This is a genomic window from Planosporangium thailandense, assembly GCF_011947195.1.
Lineage (GTDB): Bacteria > Actinomycetota > Actinomycetes > Mycobacteriales > Micromonosporaceae > Planosporangium > Planosporangium thailandense.
In genome coordinates, this window is record NZ_JAATVY010000008.1 from 140365 (window position 1) to 163552 (window position 23188).

23 protein-coding genes and 1 pseudogene are annotated in these 23188 nt (G+C 65.9%); 11 read left to right on the forward strand and 13 right to left on the reverse strand.

Annotation, left to right across the window (positions count from 1 at the left end):
• Positions 1-206: 206 nt before the first annotated feature.
• The 8 genes from dbpB (HC031_RS14160) to queC are packed head-to-tail and all read right to left on the reverse strand — an operon-like array spanning position 207 to position 7188.
• A complete protein-coding gene (gene dbpB / locus HC031_RS14160; RefSeq protein WP_167925753.1) occupies positions 207-1313 on the reverse strand; it encodes a DGQHR domain-containing protein DpdB in 1107 nt (368 codons plus the stop codon).
• Positions 1306-2547, reverse strand: coding sequence for a tRNA-guanine transglycosylase DpdA (dpdA, locus tag HC031_RS14165; protein WP_167925754.1), 1242 nt, complete (start codon positions 2545-2547; stop codon positions 1306-1308). Before dpdA ends, dbpB (HC031_RS14160) begins: the two co-directional genes overlap by 8 nt.
• 9 nt (positions 2548-2556) lie before the next feature.
• Positions 2557-3705, reverse strand: coding sequence for a DGQHR domain-containing protein DpdB (gene dbpB, locus HC031_RS14170; protein WP_167925755.1), 1149 nt, complete (start codon positions 3703-3705; stop codon positions 2557-2559).
• Positions 3689-4657 (reverse strand): hypothetical protein, encoded by a 969-nt coding sequence (locus HC031_RS14175; protein ID WP_167925756.1) that lies wholly within the window; start codon positions 4655-4657, stop codon positions 3689-3691. The genes dbpB (HC031_RS14170) and HC031_RS14175 overlap by 17 nt, the downstream gene beginning before the upstream one ends.
• Positions 4657-5487: a GTP cyclohydrolase FolE2 gene (gene folE2 / locus HC031_RS14180; protein ID WP_167925757.1), complete on the reverse strand. Its 831-nt coding sequence runs from the start codon at positions 5485-5487 to the stop codon at positions 4657-4659. Before folE2 ends, HC031_RS14175 begins: the two co-directional genes overlap by 1 nt.
• Positions 5484-5843: a 6-carboxytetrahydropterin synthase QueD gene (gene queD / locus HC031_RS14185; RefSeq protein ID WP_167925758.1), complete on the reverse strand. Its 360-nt coding sequence runs from the start codon at positions 5841-5843 to the stop codon at positions 5484-5486. The genes folE2 and queD overlap by 4 nt, the downstream gene beginning before the upstream one ends.
• On the reverse strand, positions 5843-6556 hold the full coding sequence (queE, locus tag HC031_RS14190; RefSeq protein WP_338090653.1) for a 7-carboxy-7-deazaguanine synthase: 714 nt from the start codon (positions 6554-6556) through the stop codon (positions 5843-5845). Before queE ends, queD begins: the two co-directional genes overlap by 1 nt.
• The gene (gene queC, locus HC031_RS14195) at positions 6487-7188 is read right to left on the reverse strand and encodes a 7-cyano-7-deazaguanine synthase QueC (protein WP_167925760.1); all 702 of its coding nucleotides are present in this window, start codon (positions 7186-7188) and stop codon (positions 6487-6489) included. The genes queE and queC overlap by 70 nt, the downstream gene beginning before the upstream one ends.
• Before the next feature lie 455 nt (positions 7189-7643).
• On the opposite strand from queC, the gene HC031_RS14200 reads away from it, so the two are divergent.
• The 4 genes from HC031_RS14200 to HC031_RS14215 all read left to right on the forward strand — a co-directional run bounded on the left by HC031_RS14200 (position 7644) and on the right by HC031_RS14215 (position 11238).
• A complete protein-coding gene (locus HC031_RS14200; protein WP_167925761.1) occupies positions 7644-8345 on the forward strand; it encodes a hypothetical protein in 702 nt (233 codons plus the stop codon).
• A complete protein-coding gene (locus HC031_RS14205) occupies positions 8342-9454 on the forward strand; it encodes an XRE family transcriptional regulator (protein WP_277349693.1) in 1113 nt (370 codons plus the stop codon). The genes HC031_RS14200 and HC031_RS14205 overlap by 4 nt, the downstream gene beginning before the upstream one ends.
• 177 nt (positions 9455-9631) lie before the next feature.
• A complete protein-coding gene (locus HC031_RS14210) occupies positions 9632-10153 on the forward strand; it encodes a VUT family protein (protein ID WP_205862722.1) in 522 nt (173 codons plus the stop codon).
• Positions 10154-10659: 506 nt separating this feature from the next.
• Positions 10660-11238 (forward strand): hypothetical protein, encoded by a 579-nt coding sequence (locus HC031_RS14215; RefSeq protein WP_167925763.1) that lies wholly within the window; start codon positions 10660-10662, stop codon positions 11236-11238.
• Between the two features lie 41 nt (positions 11239-11279).
• Here the strand turns inward: HC031_RS14215 and HC031_RS14220 are convergent, their stop codons facing one another.
• Complete coding sequence (locus HC031_RS14220; protein ID WP_167925764.1) at positions 11280-12191, reverse strand: hypothetical protein; 912 nt, start codon at positions 12189-12191, stop codon at positions 11280-11282.
• 3 nt (positions 12192-12194) lie between these two features.
• On the reverse strand, positions 12195-13247 hold the full coding sequence (locus HC031_RS14225) for a GmrSD restriction endonuclease domain-containing protein (protein ID WP_205862723.1): 1053 nt from the start codon (positions 13245-13247) through the stop codon (positions 12195-12197).
• A 1290-nt stretch (positions 13248-14537) separates the two neighbouring features.
• On the opposite strand from HC031_RS14225, the gene HC031_RS14230 reads away from it, so the two are divergent.
• Both HC031_RS14230 and HC031_RS14235 read left to right on the forward strand, forming a co-directional pair.
• Positions 14538-14972 (forward strand): hypothetical protein, encoded by a 435-nt coding sequence (locus tag HC031_RS14230; RefSeq protein WP_167925765.1) that lies wholly within the window; start codon positions 14538-14540, stop codon positions 14970-14972.
• A 101-nt stretch (positions 14973-15073) separates the two neighbouring features.
• A complete protein-coding gene (locus HC031_RS14235) occupies positions 15074-15244 on the forward strand; it encodes a hypothetical protein (protein ID WP_167925766.1) in 171 nt (56 codons plus the stop codon).
• A gap of 358 nt (positions 15245-15602) precedes the next feature.
• Here HC031_RS14235 and HC031_RS14240 read toward each other — a convergent pair whose 3' ends face one another.
• Complete coding sequence (locus HC031_RS14240) at positions 15603-16736, reverse strand: helix-turn-helix domain-containing protein (protein WP_167925767.1); 1134 nt, start codon at positions 16734-16736, stop codon at positions 15603-15605.
• 260 nt (positions 16737-16996) lie between these two features.
• On the opposite strand from HC031_RS14240, the pseudogene HC031_RS14245 reads away from it, so the two are divergent.
• The 4 genes and pseudogenes from HC031_RS14245 to HC031_RS14265 all read left to right on the forward strand — a co-directional run bounded on the left by HC031_RS14245 (position 16997) and on the right by HC031_RS14265 (position 20728).
• Positions 16997-17283: pseudogene (locus HC031_RS14245) on the forward strand (hypothetical protein).
• Positions 17284-17288: 5 nt separating this feature from the next.
• Positions 17289-17540, forward strand: coding sequence for a hypothetical protein (locus HC031_RS14250; protein WP_167925768.1), 252 nt, complete (start codon positions 17289-17291; stop codon positions 17538-17540).
• Positions 17541-17542: 2 nt separating this feature from the next.
• Positions 17543-17899: a VOC family protein gene (locus HC031_RS14255; RefSeq protein ID WP_167925769.1), complete on the forward strand. Its 357-nt coding sequence runs from the start codon at positions 17543-17545 to the stop codon at positions 17897-17899.
• 435 nt (positions 17900-18334) lie between these two features.
• Positions 18335-20728, forward strand: coding sequence for an ATP-binding cassette domain-containing protein (locus HC031_RS14265; protein WP_420813635.1), 2394 nt, complete (start codon positions 18335-18337; stop codon positions 20726-20728).
• 231 nt (positions 20729-20959) lie between these two features.
• On the opposite strand, the gene HC031_RS14270 is transcribed toward HC031_RS14265, so the two are convergent.
• Both HC031_RS14270 and HC031_RS14275 read right to left on the reverse strand, forming a co-directional pair.
• Positions 20960-21721 (reverse strand): hypothetical protein, encoded by a 762-nt coding sequence (locus HC031_RS14270; RefSeq protein WP_338090654.1) that lies wholly within the window; start codon positions 21719-21721, stop codon positions 20960-20962.
• 296 nt (positions 21722-22017) lie between these two features.
• Entirely contained in the window at positions 22018-22764 is a 747-nt protein-coding gene (locus HC031_RS14275; RefSeq protein ID WP_205862724.1) for an SDR family NAD(P)-dependent oxidoreductase, read from the reverse strand.
• 79 nt (positions 22765-22843) lie between these two features.
• On the opposite strand from HC031_RS14275, the gene HC031_RS14280 reads away from it, so the two are divergent.
• A complete protein-coding gene (locus HC031_RS14280; RefSeq protein WP_167925771.1) occupies positions 22844-23164 on the forward strand; it encodes a hypothetical protein in 321 nt (106 codons plus the stop codon).
• The last annotated feature ends 24 nt before the right edge of the window (positions 23165-23188 follow it).

A 23188-nucleotide genomic window follows, 5' to 3' on the forward strand; every position in this document is an offset into this window, starting at 1 on the left:
TTCGGGAAAACGCTGCGTGGCACTTACGAAGAGTATCGACCTCAAGGCACAATCAAGACCGCCAATCAGCCGATCGAGTAGGCCAAAAGTACTATTTACACCCAAAGGGGCGGCGGCAAAGAGGCAAAACGGTCTCGCTGCAAGTGCCGCACCGCCCGTCGGTACGCTTCCAACCGGCGTGCGACGCAGGCGACTGGATGTGCCCGCTAAGAGAGCAGTCGGACGCGCCGCAACAGGTGATCCGTCAGCAGCCGAATGTCGTTCGGCGTGTTCTGCAGCGAGTTCCACCGCCGTTCGGTTCCGTCATCGAACGTCCAGGTCCCGGAGGTCCAGGCCGCTTCCGGCCACAGCTCAGCAAGGATTTTCTCGATCTTCTTGACCGGCAGGCGCCCCGCCTTGACGCCGTCGGTCAGCGCGTCCATGACGTAACCCATGGCTTGGATTCCGACCCCGTGCATCAGCCGGGACTGGCGCGGCAGCAGGCCCCAAGCGTCCGGGAAGCAGGCCTTGACCAGCGTCCAGAAGGTCTTCACGTGCTTCGCCATAGCGTCGACGTCGCCGGTTCCGGTGGCGGGATCGCGGTACTGGTACAGCGCGCCGTCGGAGAGGCTGTTTTCGAGCATCTTGAGGATGCTGTTGTCCTTGATCACGCCGTTCGGTGAGGTCGGCGTAGCGATTAGGCCCCAGAAGGGCGAGTCCTCGTCGAGGTTCAGCCGGGCGAGCACCTCGGCGGGAAGCCGTCGGCGGAGGTAGCGGACCGGTAGTTCGCCCTGGGTCGCCGGGAGTAGTTCGTGGATGAGGCCGGCCGGGAGCGGCTTGGTGGAGTTCACCAGGATGAACTGCGACCGCTGTTCGGCATCACTGTCGGCAAGGAAACCGACGACGCAGAGCGGGAACTCGTCGATAGCGGCGTCGCGTACCGCCGCGGTGCGCTGCTGCCCGTCGACCAACCAGGCAGGCTTCTCGGCGTCGTCCCATGACTCATCGACGGGTACGATCAACTCGCCCAATTGCGCATACGAAACAGCGGCGCTGCCGGAGGCCGGTTCGAACCGGACCCGGTCGTCGAAGGCCACGACAAGCGCATTGGGCAGCATGGCGCCGGGTGATTCGAGGTAGCGGCGGATGGCCCGGATATGGCTGGTGACCTCTGGCCGCTGGTAGCCCTTCAGCGCGTGCTGCTGGTCCCGCCGTACCCGTGACACGGCCGTGAAGTCGGACAGCTTCTTGCCGTCAACCGCGAAGGAGTAGATCCGGCGTTCACCTTGCCGAACTTCAAGAGCGGGCAGCACGAGTTCGTATCGGTCAGCCACGGCTGCTCCTCGAGGTGACGGCGGACAGTCCGAGCTGGTGGACGCGTTCCGCGAAGACGGCAAGATTGTGGAAGCCGCGGCGCTTGTTGCGTTCTGTGCCACGGAAGATGACCAGTTCAACGCCGTGCTCAGCACACAGCGAGCATGGGCAGGCCGCCCAGGGCCGGTCGCCGAGGGTCCGAGCATAGTCGCCTAGGTACGACTTCTTGACCCCGAGGACCTCTTCGTAGTCGCCGAGCGCGCCCAGCACGGTGTCGAGGTCCGCGTCGCCTCGGTCGTAGGAGCGCAGCAACTTCAGGCACTGTTGTTCCGCAGCGATGGCCTCGCGTTGCGCAACGTGGCCGGCCAATACTCGACGCTTGAGGGCAACGTTGGCGTCAACCTGCGGCACTCGGACAGCCACGTAGGTGGTGTCAGCGGTCTGGTAGTTATCGCGGTCATCCATGAACGCCTGGCGGAACGGCGCGGTGCTGTCGAAGCTGGTGACACCGAGTTCAGCGAATCGGGCCATGTCTCGAACACGGGTGATGCCCAGCAGGTGCAGTTGCGGTCTGTCGATGTCCAGGGCCGCGATGGCCTCGAGGCAGGCAATGATGTCGGGGCTCTTCAGGGGCACCATGCCACCCAGGGCGATCCGCTCGTATCCCATCTGATGCAGTTGGAGCACGCTGTCGGCATAGCTTTCCGGGCTCCAGCCCTGAGCGGCTCCAACAGGCTGGACACGGCTCCCCCGCCGCTTGCCGGCCCGCAGAAAGTCCTCGGCGTAGCGCAGGGACACCTGCCGGCGCCGGACCCAATCCGGGTCGGCGGTGGCCTCGGTGCGGGCCGCGTCGTACTGGAAGACGACGTGGTCGACGCTCACACCGGCGTCGAACCCGCAACGCTCGTAGAAGTCGAGCACCTCGTCAACGGTGTAGGGCGGTTCATATTCATCGGCGTAGTTGAAGGCACCGCAGTCGCCGAGCGTGGCGACGCCGTCAGGGAGGCGGAAGAAGGTCCGAACCCCCAGCCGGTATAGCCGCTCGCGCTGTGCCGCCGTGTATTTGCCCGCGCCGCGCACGGAGCCGTCGACGATGGCCTTGCTGACCAGTATGCCGTCGTAGGGCCGTGGGGTTAACGCCTCGTGAGCGTACTGATCGTCACGCTGACGGACTCGGTACGGCGAGTACTCGTCGTGGACGAAGTCGTACGTTGGGCTGATCATGTCCTGGCTGTCAGGAAAGTAGAACTTCATGTCTGGCCTCTATGAGGTGCGCTGCGCCGCGGAGCGGGCCTGGATATGCGTACGGATGAGGAAGTTGGACAGTTCGTTGAGATGGCGGGGAACGTTTTCAAGATCGTTCCACCGCATTCCGAGCGCTTCCCAGGTTCCCTCGGTCCAGCGACAGTACGGAGCAATGAGTGCCAACTCCTCTCGCACTCGGCGCGGCGCGTCGGCACTTTGAGGATCAACGGTGGCCATGATGCGGTCCATGAGCCGGCCCATGGCGCGGATGCCAGTGCCATGCATGAGCCGACTCTGAGTGGGAGCCTTGCCCCACGCGCCTGGGAAGGTGTCGCGTACGGCGCTCCAGTACTGCACCAGGCAGGCCCACACGCCGCCGAAGTCGGTCTCCCCGCTGGTGAGGTTGCGGTATGGGAAGAGGCAGCCGGCGGAAGACTTGAGGCTCTCCTCGAGCATGTTGATGATGCTCGTGTCGGTGATGACTGCAGATCGCCGCTCCTCGGCGCCCGTCGACGGTCGCTTGATCAAGCCTTCGAATGGAGAGTCGTTGGCTTGGTTGAGTAGCTCACACAGCGCGGATGGGGTCTGTCGTAGCGACAAGCGTGGCGGCAGCGGGGTGTCGATGGCCGGCAGCAGTTCGGTAACCAGCCCACGTGGTAGCGGTTTGCTGTTGTTGACCCGAACGAACTGGTCCCGTTGCAGGTCGACGGAGTCGGCCACGAAGGCATTCACTGGAACGGGAAAGTCATCTCGCTTGCAACGCGCCAAGGCAAGGGCACGCTGCTGGCCGTCGACGATCCAGCCCGGCTTTGGCTCGTTCGGCTGGGGCAGCGGAATCTCTATGCTGCCCGCCACCGCCACCCCATCTGACACGTGCAGACCACGACTGCTGACGAACTTCACCGACGACGGCAACGCGATGATGATCGAGTTCGGAAACAGAACGTCGTCGCCATCGAGATAGTCGACAATCTCCTGGACGTGCTGGCGGACCTCTCGACGCTGGTAGCCAATGAGCTTGCCGCCCTTGTCACGGCTGACCCGCGAGATGTCAGCGACCTCGAGGATCTCCCGGGCGGTCAAACTGAACAGGTAAAGCGGCGATCGCTGACTCTGCGTGATCCTCACCGCTCGGCGGCTCAGTACCGCGCTAGCGCGCGTGCCCATGGGCCCCTCCCACCAGGTCGCGGTAGAGCCGGTGGAAGCGATGCTGCTCGCACGCCAACTGGGAGTCACGAAGCGTCCGCAGGAGCCGGGTGGCTGACGCCTTGGGGTCAGCGGCCAAGCTCTGACTGATGTAGGCGGTGACCTCTGCGTCCGACAGCGGTTGCCGCGAAAACACGACGGGAGCAGGTTGCGTGCGGGCGAGCTCCGTCAGCGCCGCGGACGCGGCCGAGCGAGCGAGCGCACCTGCCTTGATCATATGGGCAGCCACCCGCACATTGATGCTCAGCTTCGATCCACCGAAGAGTCCTTGGAGGCGGCCGTCGGCTCGCACGAGCAGATCGGCGATCGGTCCTGAACGCTCCGCACCGACAGAGACGACCATTAGCCGTTCGCTGTCATTGATCTTCTCGGCGGCTGTCAGTATGTCCTGTCGGCACGCACGCAGGTACGGCGGCGACAGCACCAGCAGAAAGGTGGCGTCCGGATCGGTTGCCGCGAGAGCGGCAATTGTACGGCTCGCACCGGGCATCGGGCCCGGCCACGTCGACAACTCTTGCCACCACTCGTCAGCAGTGATGGACGGCCCTATCACGGAGTCGGCATGGCCGGCAGCGAACGTCGCGGAGTACGGCATGATCGGCGCTTCGGCGGGGATCAGGCCGTAGCCTGCCGAGGCAACCCATAGCCGCGCCCCTCCTGGACCGGCGTGCAGGTCGGGAAGCGTTGTCGCGATGGACCAGTGTTCGCCCGCATAGGTGTCCCGGGCCGCTTGGGCTGGCAGGTGGGGGATCGACAGACGACCAGTCCACCACTGGCGGCGTGCAGTCGGTGTCGAACCGGGCACCACGCCGAGGTGAAGTTGCGGCGGTACTTTCCGGGTCTTGCGGTTTGAGCAGGTCACCACGATATGGAGCCGCCCGCTGGCAGTACGTGCGGTTAACGGCTGTCCCATTACCCACGCCCAGACTTCGGAGCGGATGCGCCGACTGCGGTGGAGTAGATGCGTGCGTACGCCTCGTGGTTGTGGATACTTTCGTCGTTGACCGCCTCCACGGAGAACCAGCCGATGCGGTCGTCCTTCCGCAGCGCGTCAGCTGCGTTGCGGACCATGTCTTCGACGAAAACGGGGTTGTCGAATGCGGCCATGGTGAGGTGACGCTCGTCGGGCCGTTTGACCAGCGGCCGCACGGGTGCCGACCCGCAGGCCTCACCGAGGTCGATGAGGTCGTCGATCCAAACGGTTGCGGCTTGGCCTGCCGTAGCCGGTTTCACGGTCAAGGTGAGATGGCCGCGCTGGTTGTGGGCGCCGTAGTCGCTGATCGCTTTACTGCAAGGGCAGACACTGGTGACGGGAACGCGTACGGCCAGGCGCCACGTGACCTCGTCGCCCTGACTCTGTGCCACCAGGGTGCACTGGTAATCCATCAGTGCCCCTGCCCCGGTCACGGGCGCCGGTCGGTGTGAGAAGAACGGAAACGTGATCTCGATTCGCGCCCGGCCGGCGCGCTGGCGTTCCCGAATCTTGACGACCAGTTCAGCCACTGAAGACGGCCCCAGGGGGCTTCCCGCGGCATAGTCGCGAAGGTCTTCGACGAACCGGCTCAGGTGTGCGCCCTTGGTACTCGCCTCAAGGTCTACAGACAGCGAGAACTCTGCAATAGTCGACTGCTGCCCCTCGTCACGGTCCCAGACAGTGATCGGGTAACGGAGACCTGAGATGCCGACCTCGTCGATGGGGAGCCGGCGGTGATCCTGCCGCTGCTGCACGTCCTCGAGGTTCATGCCGCGGGCCCCCGGTAGATGCAGCCCGACGTGCACGTCTCACGGACAACGATCTTCGACAGGGGCAACGCCGCAGCGAGCCGATCCCAGATCCACGCCGCCAGGTTTTCGCTGGTCGGGTTTTCCAGTCCTGGGACCTCGTTGAGGTAGTAATGGTCAAGCTGCTTGTCCAGCGGGGCCCACGCGGCCTTGAGTTCTGCGAAGTCCATCACCCAGCCGGCCGACGGATCCACCTCGCCACTGACGTAGACCTCGACCCGATACGAGTGGCCATGCAGTCGCGCGCACTTGTGGCCTTCAGGTACCTGCGGTAGGCGGTGGGCCGCCTCGAAGGTGAACTCGCGGAAGATCTCCATCATCGGATCCCTATGTACTTGTGAGTTTGGAGGCTGAGCTGCCACTGCGGGTGCGCAAGGCAGTACTCGATGGCAGCCTCAGTGTTCGCCGGCAGATCGGGCCCATCCATCGGCTGCAGTCGCAGGTGCGTGAAGTCCAGCTCGACGAACTGCTCCGGGTCCAAGCCCGGCTGCGGGAACACTAACTTCAGTTCGTCGCCGCTGGTCAGCACGAGATCAGCACCCGCCTTGGGGCTAACGCAGACCCAGTCGATCCCGGATGGTGCCGGCCGGGTCCCATTGGTCTCGATAGCAACCTCGAAGCCCTTACGGTGCAGCGCCTCGACGGCTTCGGCGTCGAGCTGCAACAGCGGCTCCCCACCCGTGCACACGACGTACGGTCGGCTGCGGGCATGATCCTTGCCCTGCCACGTGCTCGCGATAGCTGAGGCGAGGTCGGCCGGACTGCTGAACCGTCCCCCGCCCGGGCCATCAGTGCCGACAAAGTCGGTGTCACAGAACTGGCATATCGCTCGATGCCTGTCAGACTCACGGCCAGTCCACAGATTGCAACTGGTGAAGCGGCAAAACACCGCCGGTCGACCGGCATGGCTGCCCTCACCTTGCAAGGTGTAGAAGATCTCCTTGACCCGGTACCGCGATCTCACTTCGCCGCTGCCAATGCGGGGTCCGTCAAACCGAGTTCGGCAAAGCCGCGACCGCGCAGCAGGCACGAGTCACAGGAGCCGCAGGCGCGCCCGTCGACCGGGTCGTAGCAACTGTGGGTCAACGAGTAGTCAACGCCAAGGTCAAGACCGCGGCGAATGGTCTCCGCCTTCGTCAACTGGATCAACGGCGTGTGGATCTTCAGCTGTTGGCGGCCTTCGACACCCGCTTTGGTCGCGAGGTTAGCCATCAGCTCGTAGGCGGCGATGTACTCCGGACGGCAGTCGGGGTAGCCACTGTAATCGAGTGCGTTCACCCCAATGAAGACGTCCGATGCACCGAGCGTCTCCGCCCAGGCAAGCGCGAACGACAAGAAGATCGTGTTGCGTGCCGGCACGTACGTAACGGGGATGTCCGAGCCGAGGTCGTCGACGCTGTCGTGATGCGGTACGGCGAGGTTGTCGTCAGTCAGCGCCGATCCCCCGAACACCCGCAGATCAATGTCGGCGACCACGTGCCGGGCGGCGCTCAGCGCACGCGCCACCCGTCCGGCAGCATCCAGTTCCACCGTGTGGCGCTGACCATAGCGGAAGCTCAAGGCGTAGGCGTCGAACCCCTCATTAACTGCAATGGCCAGCACGGTCGCGGAGTCGAGACCTCCACTGAGCAGGACAACTGCCTTGGGCTTCTCCGTCGCCATCTACAGGCCTCTTCCTCTCCTGGTCGCGGTGAAACTGCGCCAACCCTTGCCATCAGTGGGCCGCACTTTCTGCCAAGAACGCCACTACGTTATCTACACGAGGGGTACGACGGAAAGGTCCCACGCCGCCAGGTTCGTCGAGATCTGGTGGTCAGCATGGGCTGCCCACGACCAGCAACGAGCCGACAGGCCGAGCGTCACGACGGGACGCATGTGGGCCACATCTCCCCCAGTAAGTGCAGCGCGGCGCTTGGAACTGCCGATGCACTTTCGGACTTCCCCATCTCGGCCGACAACGCACCTTACCGGGTCAGCCCTGTCGATGCGGTCGGCCCTGAACCCCGCCCACCTTCAGGGTCGCCCGACCGGGCGGACCACCAGGCGACATGAAGATCACCAGCGTGTCGGACTTGATTTTCCCAACATCAAACTGTGCCCCTGCTAGGTTTCAGCTCATGGATTTGCTGGGCGAGGCAGTCACGGTTCTCAGCGAGCGCGGTGTGCTAGGCCGGCTGGCGGAGTTGATCCAACAGGTCTACCGGCGGACCGCCGATCGGCACGAGCCCGACCTCGGCGACGACGCAATGAGCTTCGGCACCACCGTGTGGCGCAACCTGGTCAACCTCGGCGCCGCAGCCTTCCAGGACCTCCCGTGCGTGGAGACGCGCATCGAGGACAACTCGCTCGCGATCCTCTCTGCTGGGTACGTGCTGAGGCTGTATTCACTGCAAGGCGGCTTGGACAGCAACGTGCAGTCCATCCGATGGGAGGGCAGTGAGGCCCGGCTCGGTGGGGCCGTGGAGAACAGCCAGGCCGAGCAGCTCGCCCTTGATGACGACGGGCAGTTCGGTCCCGCGTTCGTCGGCGTTGTTCCGCGCAAGCGGCACCTGCGAGTGGCGCACGCCGGCGACATCGCCACTGGCGAGGCAGTAGCCTACATCGGGCTACCGCGCGACAACCGCGACGGTGGCTCGCCTTGGTTCGACGTACGACTGTGGTTCGGCGAGCCGACCCGCACCTCCGCCGCCTCATCTGAAAGCAGCGCGGAGGGTGAGATCCCGCGTCAGCGTCACGACGAGTTGCCCATCCCCGAACTCGAGATGCAGCTACGTCTCCGCCGAGGCGCCACTCGCACCGGCACCATCGTCAGTTCATGACAGGTGGCGCACGGGGACCGGTGTCACCCACGGTGGCCGCGGCAGCGTTCCAGCCGCGGGCACTGTCACTAGCGCGGCGGTGGCGGCGGATGCGCAAAAACGAACTCGCCCGGCAGGTCGGAGTGACGGCGGCAGCAATCAGCCAGTACGAACTCGGCCAGGTCCGCCCCTCGGCGGCAGTACTGGCCAGGCTGGCGCTGGCGTTGTCCATGCCTGTGGAGTTCTTCGCTGCGGCCTTCCCTGCGCCGGCGATGGCGGGGCAGGCCCACTTCCGCAGTTTGCGAGCTACTAGTCAGGCCGAGCGCGACCAGGCCGAGGCGTTCGGCGAGATCGCCCGCCGAGTCGTCGAGGTTATCGAGAGCCATATCCGGCTCCCCGAACTCCGACTGCCCCACCTCGACCTGCCCGACGCCTCCACTTCAGCCGACCTGCAAACCGTGGCCGCCTCAGCCCGAGACGCATTCAGCGTCGGTGCCGGTCCAGTCGGGCACATGGTCCGACTGCTTGAGGCCCACGGTGTGATCGTGCTGACCCTGCCTGAGGTTTCCGATCGGGTCGACGCCTTCTCGCACTGGTATGGCCAACGCCCGTATGTGTTCGCCAGCCCGAGCAAGAACGACAAGGCACGCTCACGGATGGACGCCGCTCACGAACTAGCGCACCTGTTGCTGCACCACGACGCCGAACCCGGCAGCCAGATCCTGGAGCGGCAGGCCACTGCGTTCGCCTCCGAGTTCCTCGCCCCCACCAACGTGTTAGGCGACGAACTACCGACTCGGCTCGATTTCGACCGACTGCACGAACTTAAGCGTCGCTGGGGCATCTCCCTTAAGGCGCTGATCTACCGCGGTCACGCCATAGGTGTCTACCGCGAGCACAGCTACCGCCGTGGCATGAACCTACTCGCCGAGTGGGGCGACCCCGAACCCGGCGACATCGGACCGCGCGAGACGCCATCGCTACTAGGCAAAGCTGTGGACCTGCTCGCCGGGCAACAGTTCAGCGTTCACGACGTAGCGGCGCAGACCACACTGCCGACCACACTGGTCCAAGCCGTTATCGAAGCCGGCAGCGACCCCCGACCGCGGTTGACAATCACGGCCCTCTGAATGCAAATGGGACAACCCAGATGGGGTCTACCGGCAGGGAGTGCCTCGGCCCTTCCGGCTAGTCGAGAACTATGCTCGCGCAACCGCGGCCGGCAACGACCGACACCGGGTAATGGTCGCGTGACCGCCCCGCCAACCGCTGCCGCACACCAGTCTGCTATCGAAGGAGTTCGCCGCTTGAACACCCGCACCACGCTCGGAGCGGCCATCCTCGCCGCCTACATCGCCACGATCGGTGCCGCCAACTGGGCCGTCGCCCACCACGGGCCCATCCCCGTAGGCTTCGGCCAAGTCGCCCCCGCCGGCGTTGCCTTCGCCGGGCTCGCACTCACCCTGCGCAACGCAGCTCAAGACCTCGCCGGCCGCATTCCCACCGTCGCAGCGATGGCCGCCGGCACCGTACTCGCCTACGCCATCGCTACACCGACACTCGCCATCGCCTCGGCCGCCGCGTTCGGGTTTAGCGAACTGGCCGACTTCACCGTCTACACCTGGCTACGGCGACGTCGCATGCTCGTTGCCTACAGCCTCGCCGCGACCGCCGGCCTTGTCGTGGACTCGGTGCTGTTTGTCGTCGTCGCCTTCCACACCTGGCGCTACGTGCCCGGTCAGATAATCGGCAAGGCCGAGATGACCGCCATCGCCCTCGCCGTCATCGCCGCCGTTCGCGGCGTCCGAACACGGAAGGCGGCGGCCTGAAGACCTCCGTCCCGAGACGGCGGAACAGGCCGGAGATGAAGCGCGCTCGGCGTCAATTGGCTCTAGGACATTGCTCATCGGCCCCGTTCACTCACAGGTCCGGTCCCCGGTTCGGTTTCGTCGTTGGCGCCTCGATGATCGTGAACTCGGCTGCGGCCGTGCTTGTCTTCGGCGGCGCCAAGGACGCGTCCGACCTTGCCATGTTCGGTCAGCTCGCCGGCGAGCGTGACGAGGTGACCGTGGTACGCGACGCCGACGGCAACGTCACGTCGACCAGCATGCGCCGGGTACCCGGTCATCGCCGCCTCGCACCTGGCCAGTTTGAAGAACCACCACGCCCTGCTCATCCGGCGCGGCATGCCGGTCGCGCTCGCCCGCACCCCAATCGCTTGGAAGCGTCGCGACGTGCGCCGGGCTGCGGCCGCCGACCGGAAGGCAGTTCGTGCCGCAGAGCGGGTGTCAGTGACTGACCCGCGCCCGGCCGACGCAGACGCGGAGGTGCCGGCATGAACCGGCCAACGCCGGATCCGGCAGTCGTCGCGCTGGCTCGTGATGTCGAGCAGCTGCGCCGAGAGGTGGACCAGCACCGGGCCGAGATCGACCGCGCCCAGGAGACCGGCGACACCGCGCACCGGGTTATTGCTGACCTCGTGGACCGCGTGGCCGCGGTTGCCGACAACCGCCCGGTTGGCGCTGGCAATACCGAGGACGGCCGGCGTGTCGGCGTGGAGTCCTGGCTGGCCGCATCTCGACCCGCAGTTCTGGATGAACTCGTCGGGTGGATGGACCAGGTACTCATCCACTACCCCGGCACCGCCGACGCGCTCGGTCAGTGCTGGTCCTTCCACCCCTGGATCGTCGAGGAGTTGTTAGCGCTCCGCGCCGCTTGGTCCGAGGCATACCAGAGCGACCGAGCGAGCGGATCCAGGGCAGTCGACTGGCACAAGCGCCATCGACCAGGCGTCATGACTCGAGTCGCCCAGGGCACGGCCGGGTGTTCGATCGAGGCCCACGAGCCCGGCGGCCGCCTCGACGTGCCAACCCCGCGCATTTCAGACGCTAATCGCCCCGCTCGTCGCACGTAGGAAGACCCGCCAGTGAGCGCCAACCCAAAATGCCATCACGGTCATGGGATCGGACACGACCAGTCAACGACGTCACCCGAGTTCGTCGCCAGCACCAGCTCACCAGTCAATCGCGCCCTTCCAGCAGCGAGCTGCATCGCCTCTTCCAAAGAATTGTGCCGCTTGGCCGCCCGCTTTACTCCCGGAGCGTACTCGGGCCACTTCCCTCCATCGCGCACAATTCGGCGTATCTTTATGCTCAGCGCCTGACTTCTGACACCCCCAGAGCTTTGGACATACATTATATTCCGAAGTTTAAATGAGGCGAGAATATCGACACACAGGCACACGATTTTAACATTCCGAGAAATCGTAGTAAGATTAGGTATTGGGATATTCGGATTTGCTGAGTGTGCGGCGATATGGCGCAACTCCGCAACCTCCTCGAACACGCGCTTCAGACTACTGTTTCCCGGAAACTGTTGATCAACCAACTGCCAGATTCGCGTCAAATCTGACCACACTTTATTTCTTTCCACGCCAACAAGTGACGCAATTGACTCAATATCCGAAGACTGAACGTTGTATCCCGACCAGCTGAACGCAAGGGCATGCGGGACAAAGATGCCGGTCGAGAGCGATGTGAGAGACTTTCCAACCTCGTCAAGGAGCGCCGACCGTTGCACAACATCTTGGTCGCGCAAACTCCTCGGCAGTACTTCGATCAGTCGATCCTCGTACTGCTTGGTCCCACCCGGCAAACGCGACGGCGGCACTCTGGCGCCAGCTAGCGCAGATACCCACTCTCGCATTCGCGTACGCAAGAAGGATTCAACACAGACGAGGCCATTGACCGCTATTCCTCGAATGAGGTGGTCCTGAATCTCCTGCTCGTTGAACGCTGGCTCACTAAGAGCGTCAATGGCCCGGTCAATTGCTCGAAGGCGCTGCAAGAGGTCGTCAACCGCGGCCATGGTTCACTCCGCCGCGACAACAGTCAGCAGATCGCGAACGAATTCAATCCGTAGCCGAACACGTGACGGTGTGTTCGTTCCAATTCGCACAGCTGCGTCGAAATCGGGATCACCGAAGAGGTCAACCATTGCATCAGTTGCTCTTTTCTTACGCCTCTTCACAATTTCAAGCGTGTCATCAGAGACCAGGGCGCAAGCAACCATTTGTGCGTCATAAACGCCACCTATCATCTGGTCGCGCCAATAACCGGAATCGTAGCGCTTGAATGCCAACGATCCCCAGATGTCCCTGCATGCCGATATCGCCCGAGTAAATCGTTCCCCATACCTTTCGACGTCACGCGGTAGCGCCTCGTAATTCTTCAACATGAAATCGTCTAGGGTAGAACGCAAACTTCCGCTGAAGCTTTGCCAATTGCTCGACAACGCCAGGAAGCGGAGAACATACTCAACGTCCAGCATGGCAGCATATGCGGGCGAAGCCGACGACCGAATTTTCAGCTGCTGGCGGAGAAACTTGTCATTCGCCAGTTCGATGATCATATCATTTAGGGGCCCCGCAAAGGCCACATTACGAACCTCTTGGGCATTGAGCGGCTGCCCGCCAGTGTTAAGTCGAATAAAGACTTCGTACTTCATCCATTCGGGCGTCTGCCGCATCACCGTAACGGCACGCAGGGGACGCATATTAAGGGTGCTCTGCAGAGCGGGCGACAACTCTTCAAAGGACAAGCCATCCAAGTCGGGCAGGAAGACGAGCGACGTAAGCCGGATCTCATTATTCAAGAATTTCGCGATAGCTGTCAGACGCTGTTTGCCATCGATTACTGAGAACTTGCCGCGTCGCTCCTCCGCCAAATACACAGGCGGCACTGGAACGTTCAAAATGAAGGACTCGATTAGGCGGCTCTGCCTGTCCCGTTCCCATCGGTTGCGCCTCTGGAACCGTGGACTCAGATCGAGGGCGCCAGAGCTCGCCAACGCCGAAACGTTCATGAGCGCCATGTCGCTCGATTGAACGACGAGGTCGCCCATATTCCACTCTGCCTCGGCCACCGTGTCCCCTTCATGATCTTGCCCGTAGGTCGTGGAGGGAGCGTATCGCGTATCGACCTTTGCTAGTCAAGCAAACGACAACTTCGCCAGCGCTCAACATCGCCGACTCACGAATAGGAGAGCAACTTGGCCGGCAAACTATGGGCCACGGAGACAGTTGGTCGACAGGGAACCAGGATGCCGCCGAGAGCCTGTCCGCCCACAGTTTCGCTGGCCGATCAAGCCGACCATGACGGAGCGCTCGTTCAGCACTGTGAGTAGTTTGGCGTCCTCGACGCATCTAGTCTTGGGGCAACACTTAACCCCACGCCTCGCCGGCGAGGCAGGCTCCGGGAGCAGCAAGATCCGTCCGAACGCCGCGGCCGTAGGTTGGATCGGGTCGTGCCATCCCCTCCCCTGCCCTAAGGGGATGCCCGACAACCTGCCGGACCGCAAGGGACAGGCCGCTCCGCGGTCGGGCTTCGCCCGATCCCTTGCGCCCCGGCAGAACGCCGGGCATGTCGATGACCAGGCGACGGGACGGCACCCCAGCCCGTACTGTGCGGGGAGGTCCGCACACCCACCCACGCAACTCTCGGTGACTGGCAGCCGGCTCCCCTGCAGGCCGCCAGCGGCCCTCAGGAAACCAGGACCGTGGAGCTATTCGTGGAGCGAACTACAGCCCACCCGCGTCGCCAGAGTCCGTGGAGCCAACCCGACCGCCGCTAAAGTTCAAGGTAGAAGCCACGGTCAATCCGGAGGACCTCACTTCTAATCCTAAGGTCGCAGGTTCGAATCCTGCCGGGCGCACGCATACCGCCAGGTCAGTCGCCGGGCCGCTGACGGACGGTTCCGCCACACTGCCTGTACAGCCATTCGTACAGCCATCAGCCGAACAGATGCTCTGTCACGGCGTCGGCCGAAGCCCGCTCGATCTCGGGGGAGCACGTGCACGTACATGCTGACCTTGGCTCGGAGCGCGTGCCAACTTCGGTCAAGGCACCCCGAAAGCGCGGCGGTTGAAACCAACATGCCTTCGGCGGCCCTCCCCTCTGCCATCGACCAGGCGAAACGGAGCAGACCGTCACCCGGGGCCGCCAGCGTCCGTAAGCCGCTCCCCAGTCCGCGCATCGTGGCGGCCCCGGAGCTGGCCCGCTCCCCGAAGGGCTAGGTTCTGACGCCATGGCGGACAGGGAGCTGGCGGCTCGCAAGCGTCGGGTTCCGAGACCAGTGTGGTGGGCTGCGCTGACACTCGGTGTGCCGTTGGCGTTGCTGGGCGTGCTGTACTCCATGCTGGTAGACACGCGACCAATGGACCCTCGTGAGTATCCCCAACCGAGCAACGTCGTCCGCCTGGCCGACCGCGACTTGGAGAAGAACATCCTGCCGCAATACGGCATCCGGCTGTCGTGCGGCGTCGAGCGCCTGCGGTACGCCGAGGACACGTCGCTGGTCGGGTCCGGAGGCGAGTTGTACCTCCGGTTCACCACCTCCGCGAGCTGCCTCGACACCCTCGTACACAGCCTCGGCATGACCGACGATTCAGCCAGCGAGCCACACGCCGTCATGGGCGACCAGCTTGACTACCACTTCCGGGACGTGCCGGAGAGTTATGGCTGGACCTTCAACCCGACGGCCACCTACTCCGCCTACGACCAAGCCATCGGGGAGCGAAAGCGCATCTACCTGGTAGTCGACCCAAACGGCAAGGACAAGGACATCTACCTGATCGCCGAGACCGACTGATGATCCGGCGCGCCGCGCCACGGAGCCGCGCTGACCGCCGATCTTCAGGGTCGTTTGTGGGCCGTAACTGAGCCGTCAAACAGGTCGCCGACCTGGTCGACGTGGACACGAACACTGCCCGCCGGTACGCCGACGCCGGCCGTTTCAACGCCCCGGTGCCGATGCGCCGGCTCCTGGCACGCGGGGACAGGTGCATCCATCCCGCCAGCGTTGAGCGCGCCCTCGTCGACCTCCAGAGCCCGGACAGCGGCGAGGACGCCAGCACCAACTGACTCCCCTGCTCACCCGTCGCACTCGCGCTCCACATACGGCCGCACGATCCCCGGCTCCTCAGGTCTGAACGCCGGCAGGACCTGGATCTGTTCGGTCGGCCACATCGGCCACTCGGGCGGCTTCCCCGCCGGCATGGCGGACTCGTCCGGCCGCCTTCGTCGCAGTCTCAACCACCGTGGCCATCGCACTGGCATCGCCTCCCTTGAGTGGACAGGGGACGCGGCGCCCGCGACATGCAGGGAGGGAGGGTCTACGAGCGCCGCGCCTAATCCCAAGGTCATGCGTGCGGCGGTCGGATCACAGGATGTCGCTGGTCGCGAACACACCAGCGAACGAGCGAACGAGCGAACGAGCGAACTAAATCGCGTCGCGGAGCTGACGCTCCAGGTCGACCACTCGGTACAGCACGCGTCGCGACTCGGTCGCCTCGGCGACCTGGCGGGCCCCGGCGAGCACCTCGCGGGCGGTGTGCGGGGCATCGGCCTTCACATAGGCGTTGGCGAGGTGGACCCGGTATTCAGCGGCCCAGTCCGAGGCGTGCATCTGCTCGGGCATCCCGTGGTACCCGGTGCACAGGTGCGCCACCGCGCGTTCGGCGTGCCCGCGCTCCCAGCGGTTGAGGTACAGGTGGACCAGGCCGCGCTCCAGCTCCCAGAGCCACGGCTCGCGGTAGTACTGCCAGGGAGGAGTCTCACCGTCCCAGACGTCGACCTGGTCGATGATCCGGTCGGCGGCTTCGAGGAGGCGCTCGGCCTCGATGATGTCGCCGCTGTAGGCGTAGCCGCGGGCGGCCTGGAGGGCGTCGTAGGCGCGCTGGCCGGGGTACACCCTCTCGTCGCGCAGAGCCGCCCGGGCGAGTCCGATGGTGGTTCCGACGTGCAGGTTCAGCCAGGCGACGTGTGCCTGGTACGACAGGACCGTCGCGGTGAGGTCCGGGTCGGCGATCTCGACAGCCCACTCCAGGGCGCGACCGTTCCACACGCGGGCTTCGTCCCACTCTCCCAGGCTCGTGTACAGCCAACCGGCGTACTGGGCCCACTGGCCGGCGACGTACAGAGCCCGGGTTCGGATCGTTCCGCGGGCACTGCGGGCCATGGCGAGGATCGTGTCGAGCTGTGGCAGGACCGGGCCGATGACGGCTGCCGCGCCGACGCTGTCCTCGAGGTAGCGCTGGGCGTTGAGGATGCGGGAGAGCGCATCGAGGGTGGTGTCGCTGATGCGGTGCGGGAACACGGCCGCGTCCGCGAGGTGGTCGCGGTCGCCGGCGAGAGTGGCGACACCGACGAGGTTGGCGAGCTGGCCACCGGCGTTGAGGGCCTGGTCGATCTTCCGGGCCATGTCTTCGCTCGGCATCTTGCGGCCGTTGATGATCTCGCTCAGGTATGAACGCTGCATCGGCACCTTGGCTGCGAGAGTCTTCGCGCTGATGTCGGCGCCCTTCATCAGCGTGACGAGCCGGTCACGGAACCGGGGGTCGATGACGTGCGGCATCCATGCCTCCCAGGGGCAACTGGGCGGGCCACGCTACCCCCGCGGCCCCGGTGTCAGGGTACGCTGACAGGCGAATGATCCACAGTGGAACAGCCGACGGTGACAGACCATAGGAATCGCCTCACCGGCGCTGTGACCACAAACGTCGGCCAGGTTTTGTCGGACCGGTGTGATGAGGTGTGGTCCATGCCTCGGCGTCGAGATCCGGCTGCGGGTCGGGTGGTGTATCGCACCGCCGGGATCGGGCTGCGGGTCACGCCGTGGCGCAGCACCTGCACGACCTCGCGCGACTGCGCCGCGTCCGCGACCGGCCCGACCGGGAGTACGCGCAGCCGCTGGACGTCGAGGTGCCCGCGTGCGGCGCGTACATGTCAGCCGGCCGCTTCAGCCGCAACTCCGGCGCGCCTACGACGAGTCGCCGTACGGCTACCTCATGACACGGCGCATCGAGCGCGCGACGGCGGGGATCCCGTCGTCCGTCGCGAAACAGCTGACCGGACCGATCAGGATTCGAGAAGCGCTGACTCCCGAGCCGCAGCTAGCGTGATCGTCATGGACATCGCCGTTCACGCGAGCTTCCTCTCGCACGACGACCAGGACGGGTCTCTGGCCTTCCATCGCGGCCACCCGGAGGCGATCTTCTCTCCCGCGCTGGGCCCGGTTGAGACGAACGGCCAACTGCCCGGTGAACACGAACGGCCAACGGCGAAATCCCCATCCGGGACGATCGGGCTGTCGATTTCCGAACTTCCCATTTGTCTCCGAGCCAGACAATCCCGACCAGACCCACGACTTCAGGAGTGACCATGACCGACTCTTCCACCCAGGGAATCAAGACCGTGCTGCATCCCGTTTCCGACCTGGAGACGGCCAAGAAGGTGTACACCGCCCTGCTCGGCGTACCGCCGCAGCACGACGATTCCTACTATGTCGGCTTCGAGGCCGCGGGCCAGCACATCGGGCTGGTGCCGGGCGGTGGACCGCAGGGCATGACCGCACCGGTGGCCTACTGGCACGTGCCGGACATCGAGGCGAAGCTGGCCGAGGTGACCGCCGCGGGTGCCACCGTGAAGGACCCCGTCCGCGACGTCGGTGGCGGCCGTTTGGTGGCCAGCATCACCGACCCCGATGGCAACGTCCTCGGGCTGCTTCAGGACCGGTGAGTGCGACCCCGGCCCCCGCGCCCAGCGGCGGCTGGTCTGCGGCTCGGCGTGGCGTCAGGCACGCCGAGCCGTTCGGCTGGGCTGGGCCGCACCCGCGACGTGTCCACGATCGAGGCTTCGACCCGCGTGCGCTGGCAACCCCGGACCGCTGGTTCCGGATCTCCCCGCGCCGCACCCGGGCCGGGCGCGAGGTGAACGAACGGCCCGATCGTGAGCTGATGCGCGACGGCCACTGGTCGGTCTGACGCCTCGGCGGGCACGCCGCGTGGCCGGGGCCAGCCGCTCGACAAACCGAAGCGAGAAGAACCGGCCGAAGCGAAGAAGAACAGGCCGAAGCTAAGAAGAACCAAATGTACCGCTCGAAGCTGGTCAGATCGAGCCAGGCGACGCCGATGGGGACCGCGAAGGCGGCCCCGTCCAACAGATGGAGACACGATGAGCATGGCCACGAGTACGGACGCGCAGTCGCCTGCGCTGCACGTTGCCGACAGCCACGATCTGATCCGCGTGCACGGCGCGCGCGAGAACAATCTCAAGGACGTCAGCGTCGAGATCCCTAAGCGCCGGCTTACGGTGTTCACCGGCGTCTCCGGCTCGGGCAAGAGCTCTCTGGTGTTCGGCACGATCGCCGCGGAGTCGCAGCGACTGATCAACGAGACTTACAGCGCCTTCGTGCAGGGCTTCATGCCGACGCTGGCGCGGCCCGAGGTCGACGTGCTCGAAGGGCTGACGACTGCGATCATCGTCGACCAGGAGCGGATGGGCGGAAACCCCCGCTCCACGGTCGGCACCGCGACCGACGCCAACGCGATGCTGCGTATTCTCTTCAGCCGGCTCGGGCAGCCGCACATCGGCCCACCCAACGCGTTCTCCTTCAACGTGCCCTCGGTCCGAGCGAGCGGTGCGATCACCATCGAGCGCGGTGCCGGCAAGGCCCGGGCGCAGAAGGCCACCTTCACCCGCCTCGGCGGCATGTGTCCGCGCTGTGAGGGCATGGGCAGCGTGAACGACTTCGACCTGTCCGCGCTGTACGACGACAGCAAGTCGCTCAACGAAGGTGCGCTCACGATCCCTGGGTACAGCATGGACGGCTGGTACGGCCGCATCTTCCGAGGCTGCGGCTTCTTCGACCCGGACAAGCCAATCCGCAAGTACACCAAGAAGGAACTGCACGACCTTCTCTACAAGGAGCCGACCAAGATCAAGGTCGAGGGGATCAACCTCACGTACGAGGGCTTGGTCCCGAAGATCCGGAACTCGATGCTCTCCAAGGACACGGAGGCGATGCAGCCACACATCCGCGCCTTCGTGGAGCGGGCCGTCACCTTCACCGTCTGCCCCGAGTGCGACGGCACCCGGCTCAGCGACGCCGCCCGGTCGTCGCGGATCAAGGGCATCAACATCGCCGACGCGTGCGCAATGCAGATCAGCGACCTTGCTGACTGGGTGCGCGGTCTCGACGAACCATCGGTCGCACCGCTGCTCGCCGCGCTGCAGCACAGCCTCGAGTCGTTCGTGGAGATCGGCCTGGGCTACCTCTCGCTCGACCGGCCGACGGGCACGCTGTCGGGCGGCGAGGCACAGCGAACCAAGATGATCCGCCATCTCGGGTCGTCGCTCACCGATGTCACCTATGTCTTCGACGAGCCCACCATCGGTCTGCACCCCCATGACATCCAGCGGATGAACGACCTGCTGCTACGGCTGCGGGACAAGGGCAACACGGTGCTCGTCGTGGAGCACAAGCCAGAGGCGATCGCGATCGCTGACCACGTCGTCGACCTCGGCCCCGGCGCCGGTACCGGCGGTGGGGAGGTGGTCTTCGAGGGCACCGTCGACGGGCTGCGGGCCAGCGGCACGCTCACCGGGCGGCACCTGGACGACCGGGCCTCCTTGAAGCCGTCGGTGCGTACGCCGTCGGGAGTGCTCGAGGTACGCGGCGCCAGCACCCACAACCTGCGGGACGTCGACGTCGACATCCCGCTCGGCGTGCTCGTCGCGGTCACGGGGGTGGCGGGCTCGGGCAAGAGCTCGTTGATCCACGGCTCGGTCTCCGGGCGGGACGGGGTGGTGTCGGTCGACCAGACCCCAATCCGTGGCTCGCGGCGGAGCAACCCGGCGACGTACACGGGGCTGCTCGACCCGATCCGCAAGGCGTTCGCGAAGGCCAACGGCGTGAAGCCGGCGCTGTTCAGCGCGAACTCCGAGGGGGCGTGCCCCACCTGCAACGGCGCCGGGGTGATCTACACCGACCTGGCGATGATGGCCGGCGTCGCGACCACCTGCGAGGAGTGCGGGGGGAAGCGGTTCCAGGCCTCGGTGCTGGAGTACACCCTCGGCGGCCGTGACATCAGCGAGGTGCTCGCGATGTCGGTGACCGAGGCCGTGGAGTTCTTCGGTGCCGGTGAGGCGCGTACGCCGGCAGCAGCCGCCATCCTCGGTCGGCTCGCCGACGTCGGGCTCGGCTACCTCACGCTCGGCCAACCACTCACGACACTGTCCGGTGGCGAGCGGCAGCGGCTCAAGCTGGCCACCCACATGGCCGCCAACGGCGCCGTCTACGTCCTCGACGAGCCGACCGCCGGCCTCCACCTCGCCGACGTCGAGCAGCTCCTCGGCCTGCTCGACCGGCTCGTCGACGCCGGCAAGTCGGTCATCGTCATCGAGCACCACCAGGCGGTCATGGCGCACGCCGACTGGATCATCGACCTCGGCCCCGGCGCCGGCCACGACGGGGGTCGGATCGTCTTCGAGGGCACACCCGCCGACCTCGTCGCCGCCCGCTCCACCCTCACCGGCGAGCACCTCGCGACCTACGTCGGCACCTGACCGCCACGGTCCCGTAGTACGTCACGACCGCGTAGGACGTCACGACCGCGTAGGACGTCACGACCGCGTAGGACGTCACGACGTTGCCGGCCGCCGCGCTGCGGCCGGCAACGTTTGTGGGGCGCGTTCACCACCCGTCCACCGGCGACCGCCGCACGGTACCGGCGACCGCCGCAGGGCACCGGCGTCCGCCGCGTATCAGGCGCCGTCCCGGCCGAGCGCCTGTCCCACTCAGCTTTCGCTGGCCGCCGCCATCGGTTGGGCCGCGTGTCCCGGAGTCTTCCGCTGCGGCGGTACGGACACCGTCGGCCCCTCCGAGGCCTGCTGCTCCGGCGGCGCCGGCTCGTCCGAGGCCTCGGCGTCAGGCTCGTCGAGTTCGCCGGTCACCTGCGGCTGGTCGACCCACAGCGCACGCAACTGACCCTGCATGAAGGTTGTCAGCCGCGCCCGGTACTCACGGTCGAACCGTTCCAGAGCTTCGATCTGCTCCTGCAGCGCCTCACGCCGGGTGGCCAGGCTGCCCACCACGTCGTCGTAGCGCCGCTGGGCCTGCTGCTTCAGCTCCTCGGCGTTCCGCTCGGCGTGGGCCACGATCGTCTCCTCTTGCGTCCGCGCCTTCGCCACGATGACGTCGGCGTTCCGCCGCGCCTCCTCCACGCGCGCCTGGGCCTCCCGCGCCGCGCGTTCGGCCGCCGCCCGCGCCTCGGCGAGCACCTTGTCCGCCTCGCGCCGCATGTTCTCGGCGTGCGCTGCGGCGTCGCGGGCGATCTGCTCCGCGGCCGCCATCGCATCCGAGCGGATCTTGTCCGCTTGCCGGTGCGCGTTCCGGACATGCTCGTCGGCCGTACGCTGAGCCATCGTCAGCACCTGCAGAGCCTGGCTCGGCAGGCCGGGCTCCGGCGCGGCCAGTGGAGGCTCGGCACCGGCGATGTCCGGGGTCGGCATCCCGTTGAGCATCACTTTGACCCGCTCCGTCATCCGGTTGTCAGTCACGGAAGGCCTCCGTAGGTTCGAGCTCACACGCGCGGCTTCATGTCGATGGGACGTCGGTCGATCGAGCCGACGTCCGGTGTTTCGTCGTCAGCCCCGCGTCGCAGCGGGGACACCGGCCAGGATTGGCGGCATGTTACCAAGCTGACCAGGAGAAACTCGATATCGAATTTCGGTGATGAAACGACTACAGTGTCCCGACCGCTCGCCGGGAAGCGCCGCCAACGCCACCAGCGCCGCCACCGCCGACGGAACCGGCGAAAACAACGAAGCCGACGAAGCCGACGACACTGACGAACTCAGCGCCCGAACCCCGGCAGCACCAGGACCGCTTCCTCGTCCCCGGAGCGGAGCAGCCCCAGGATCGCCGCCGCGACCTCCTCCGCGCTCTGGGCGGGCGGCCGGCCCGAGCCGTTCGCCAACCGGCCGGCGCGCAGGACGTCGTGGAACTCCGTCGCCGTGATGAACGGATAGACGGTCGACACGACGATGCCGTCGTCGGCGAGCTCCTGACGGGCGACCGCGGAGAGCATGTTGAGCCCGGCTTTCGTCGCCGCGTAGGCGCCGACGCCGGGCAGTACCCCGCGGGTGGTCCCCGAACTCACGTTGACGATGCTGCCGCCGCCCTCCGCCCGCATCACCGGGATCACCGCCTGCATGACGACGAGCGGGGCGACCACATTGAGCTCGATGATCGCGCGGAAGTCGTCGGCCGCCACCTGCTCCAACGGCAGGTGCAGGCCCTGGCCGGCGTTGTTGACCAGGACATCGATCCGGCCGTACGCGTCGAGGCCGGCCCGTACGGCGCGGCGTACCTGGTCGGGGTCGGTCACGTCGGTCGTCACGGCGACGGCGTCGGGCAGTTCCTTCGCGAGCGCCTCGATCCGGTCGGTGCGGCGGGCGGCGAGCACCAGCCGGGCGCCCGCCTCGGCGGCCAGCCGGGCCGTGGCCGCGCCGATGCCGGAGGAGGCTCCGGTGACCAGGACGACCTTGCCGGCGATCTCCATCATGGCTCCCTTCCGCGCCTCCCAGTATTGGTCACCCACCGGGACCGTGAACCACCGGCGGCCGGTTCACGTACTTGTCAGGTTGTGACTCGGTGCCCCCTGGGGAGGAGCTGTGGACATGCCGATCGCTGGAGGCCCGTCCGACCGTACGCGGATGTTGCGGCGCTGGGTGGCGCGCGGCGTCATCCTCGTCTACTTCTTCCTGTTGGTCTCGGTCGGGTTGATCGTGACGGGCAAGGAACGGTACTTCCTCACACACGGCACGTTGGGCGTCGTGATCGCGGTCGCGTTCGTGCCGTTGACCGCAGGGTTCGTGGCGGCGGCGAAGGTGCTGGGCGCGGGTGACCGGGGACGATCGGGGCACCTGACCGTCTCGGCGACGGCGCTGCTGCTGCTCGGCGTACTGATCATCGCCGCAGACGTTGTCATGGGCGGCTAGAGCGGCTAGACGAGCGGTCGGACA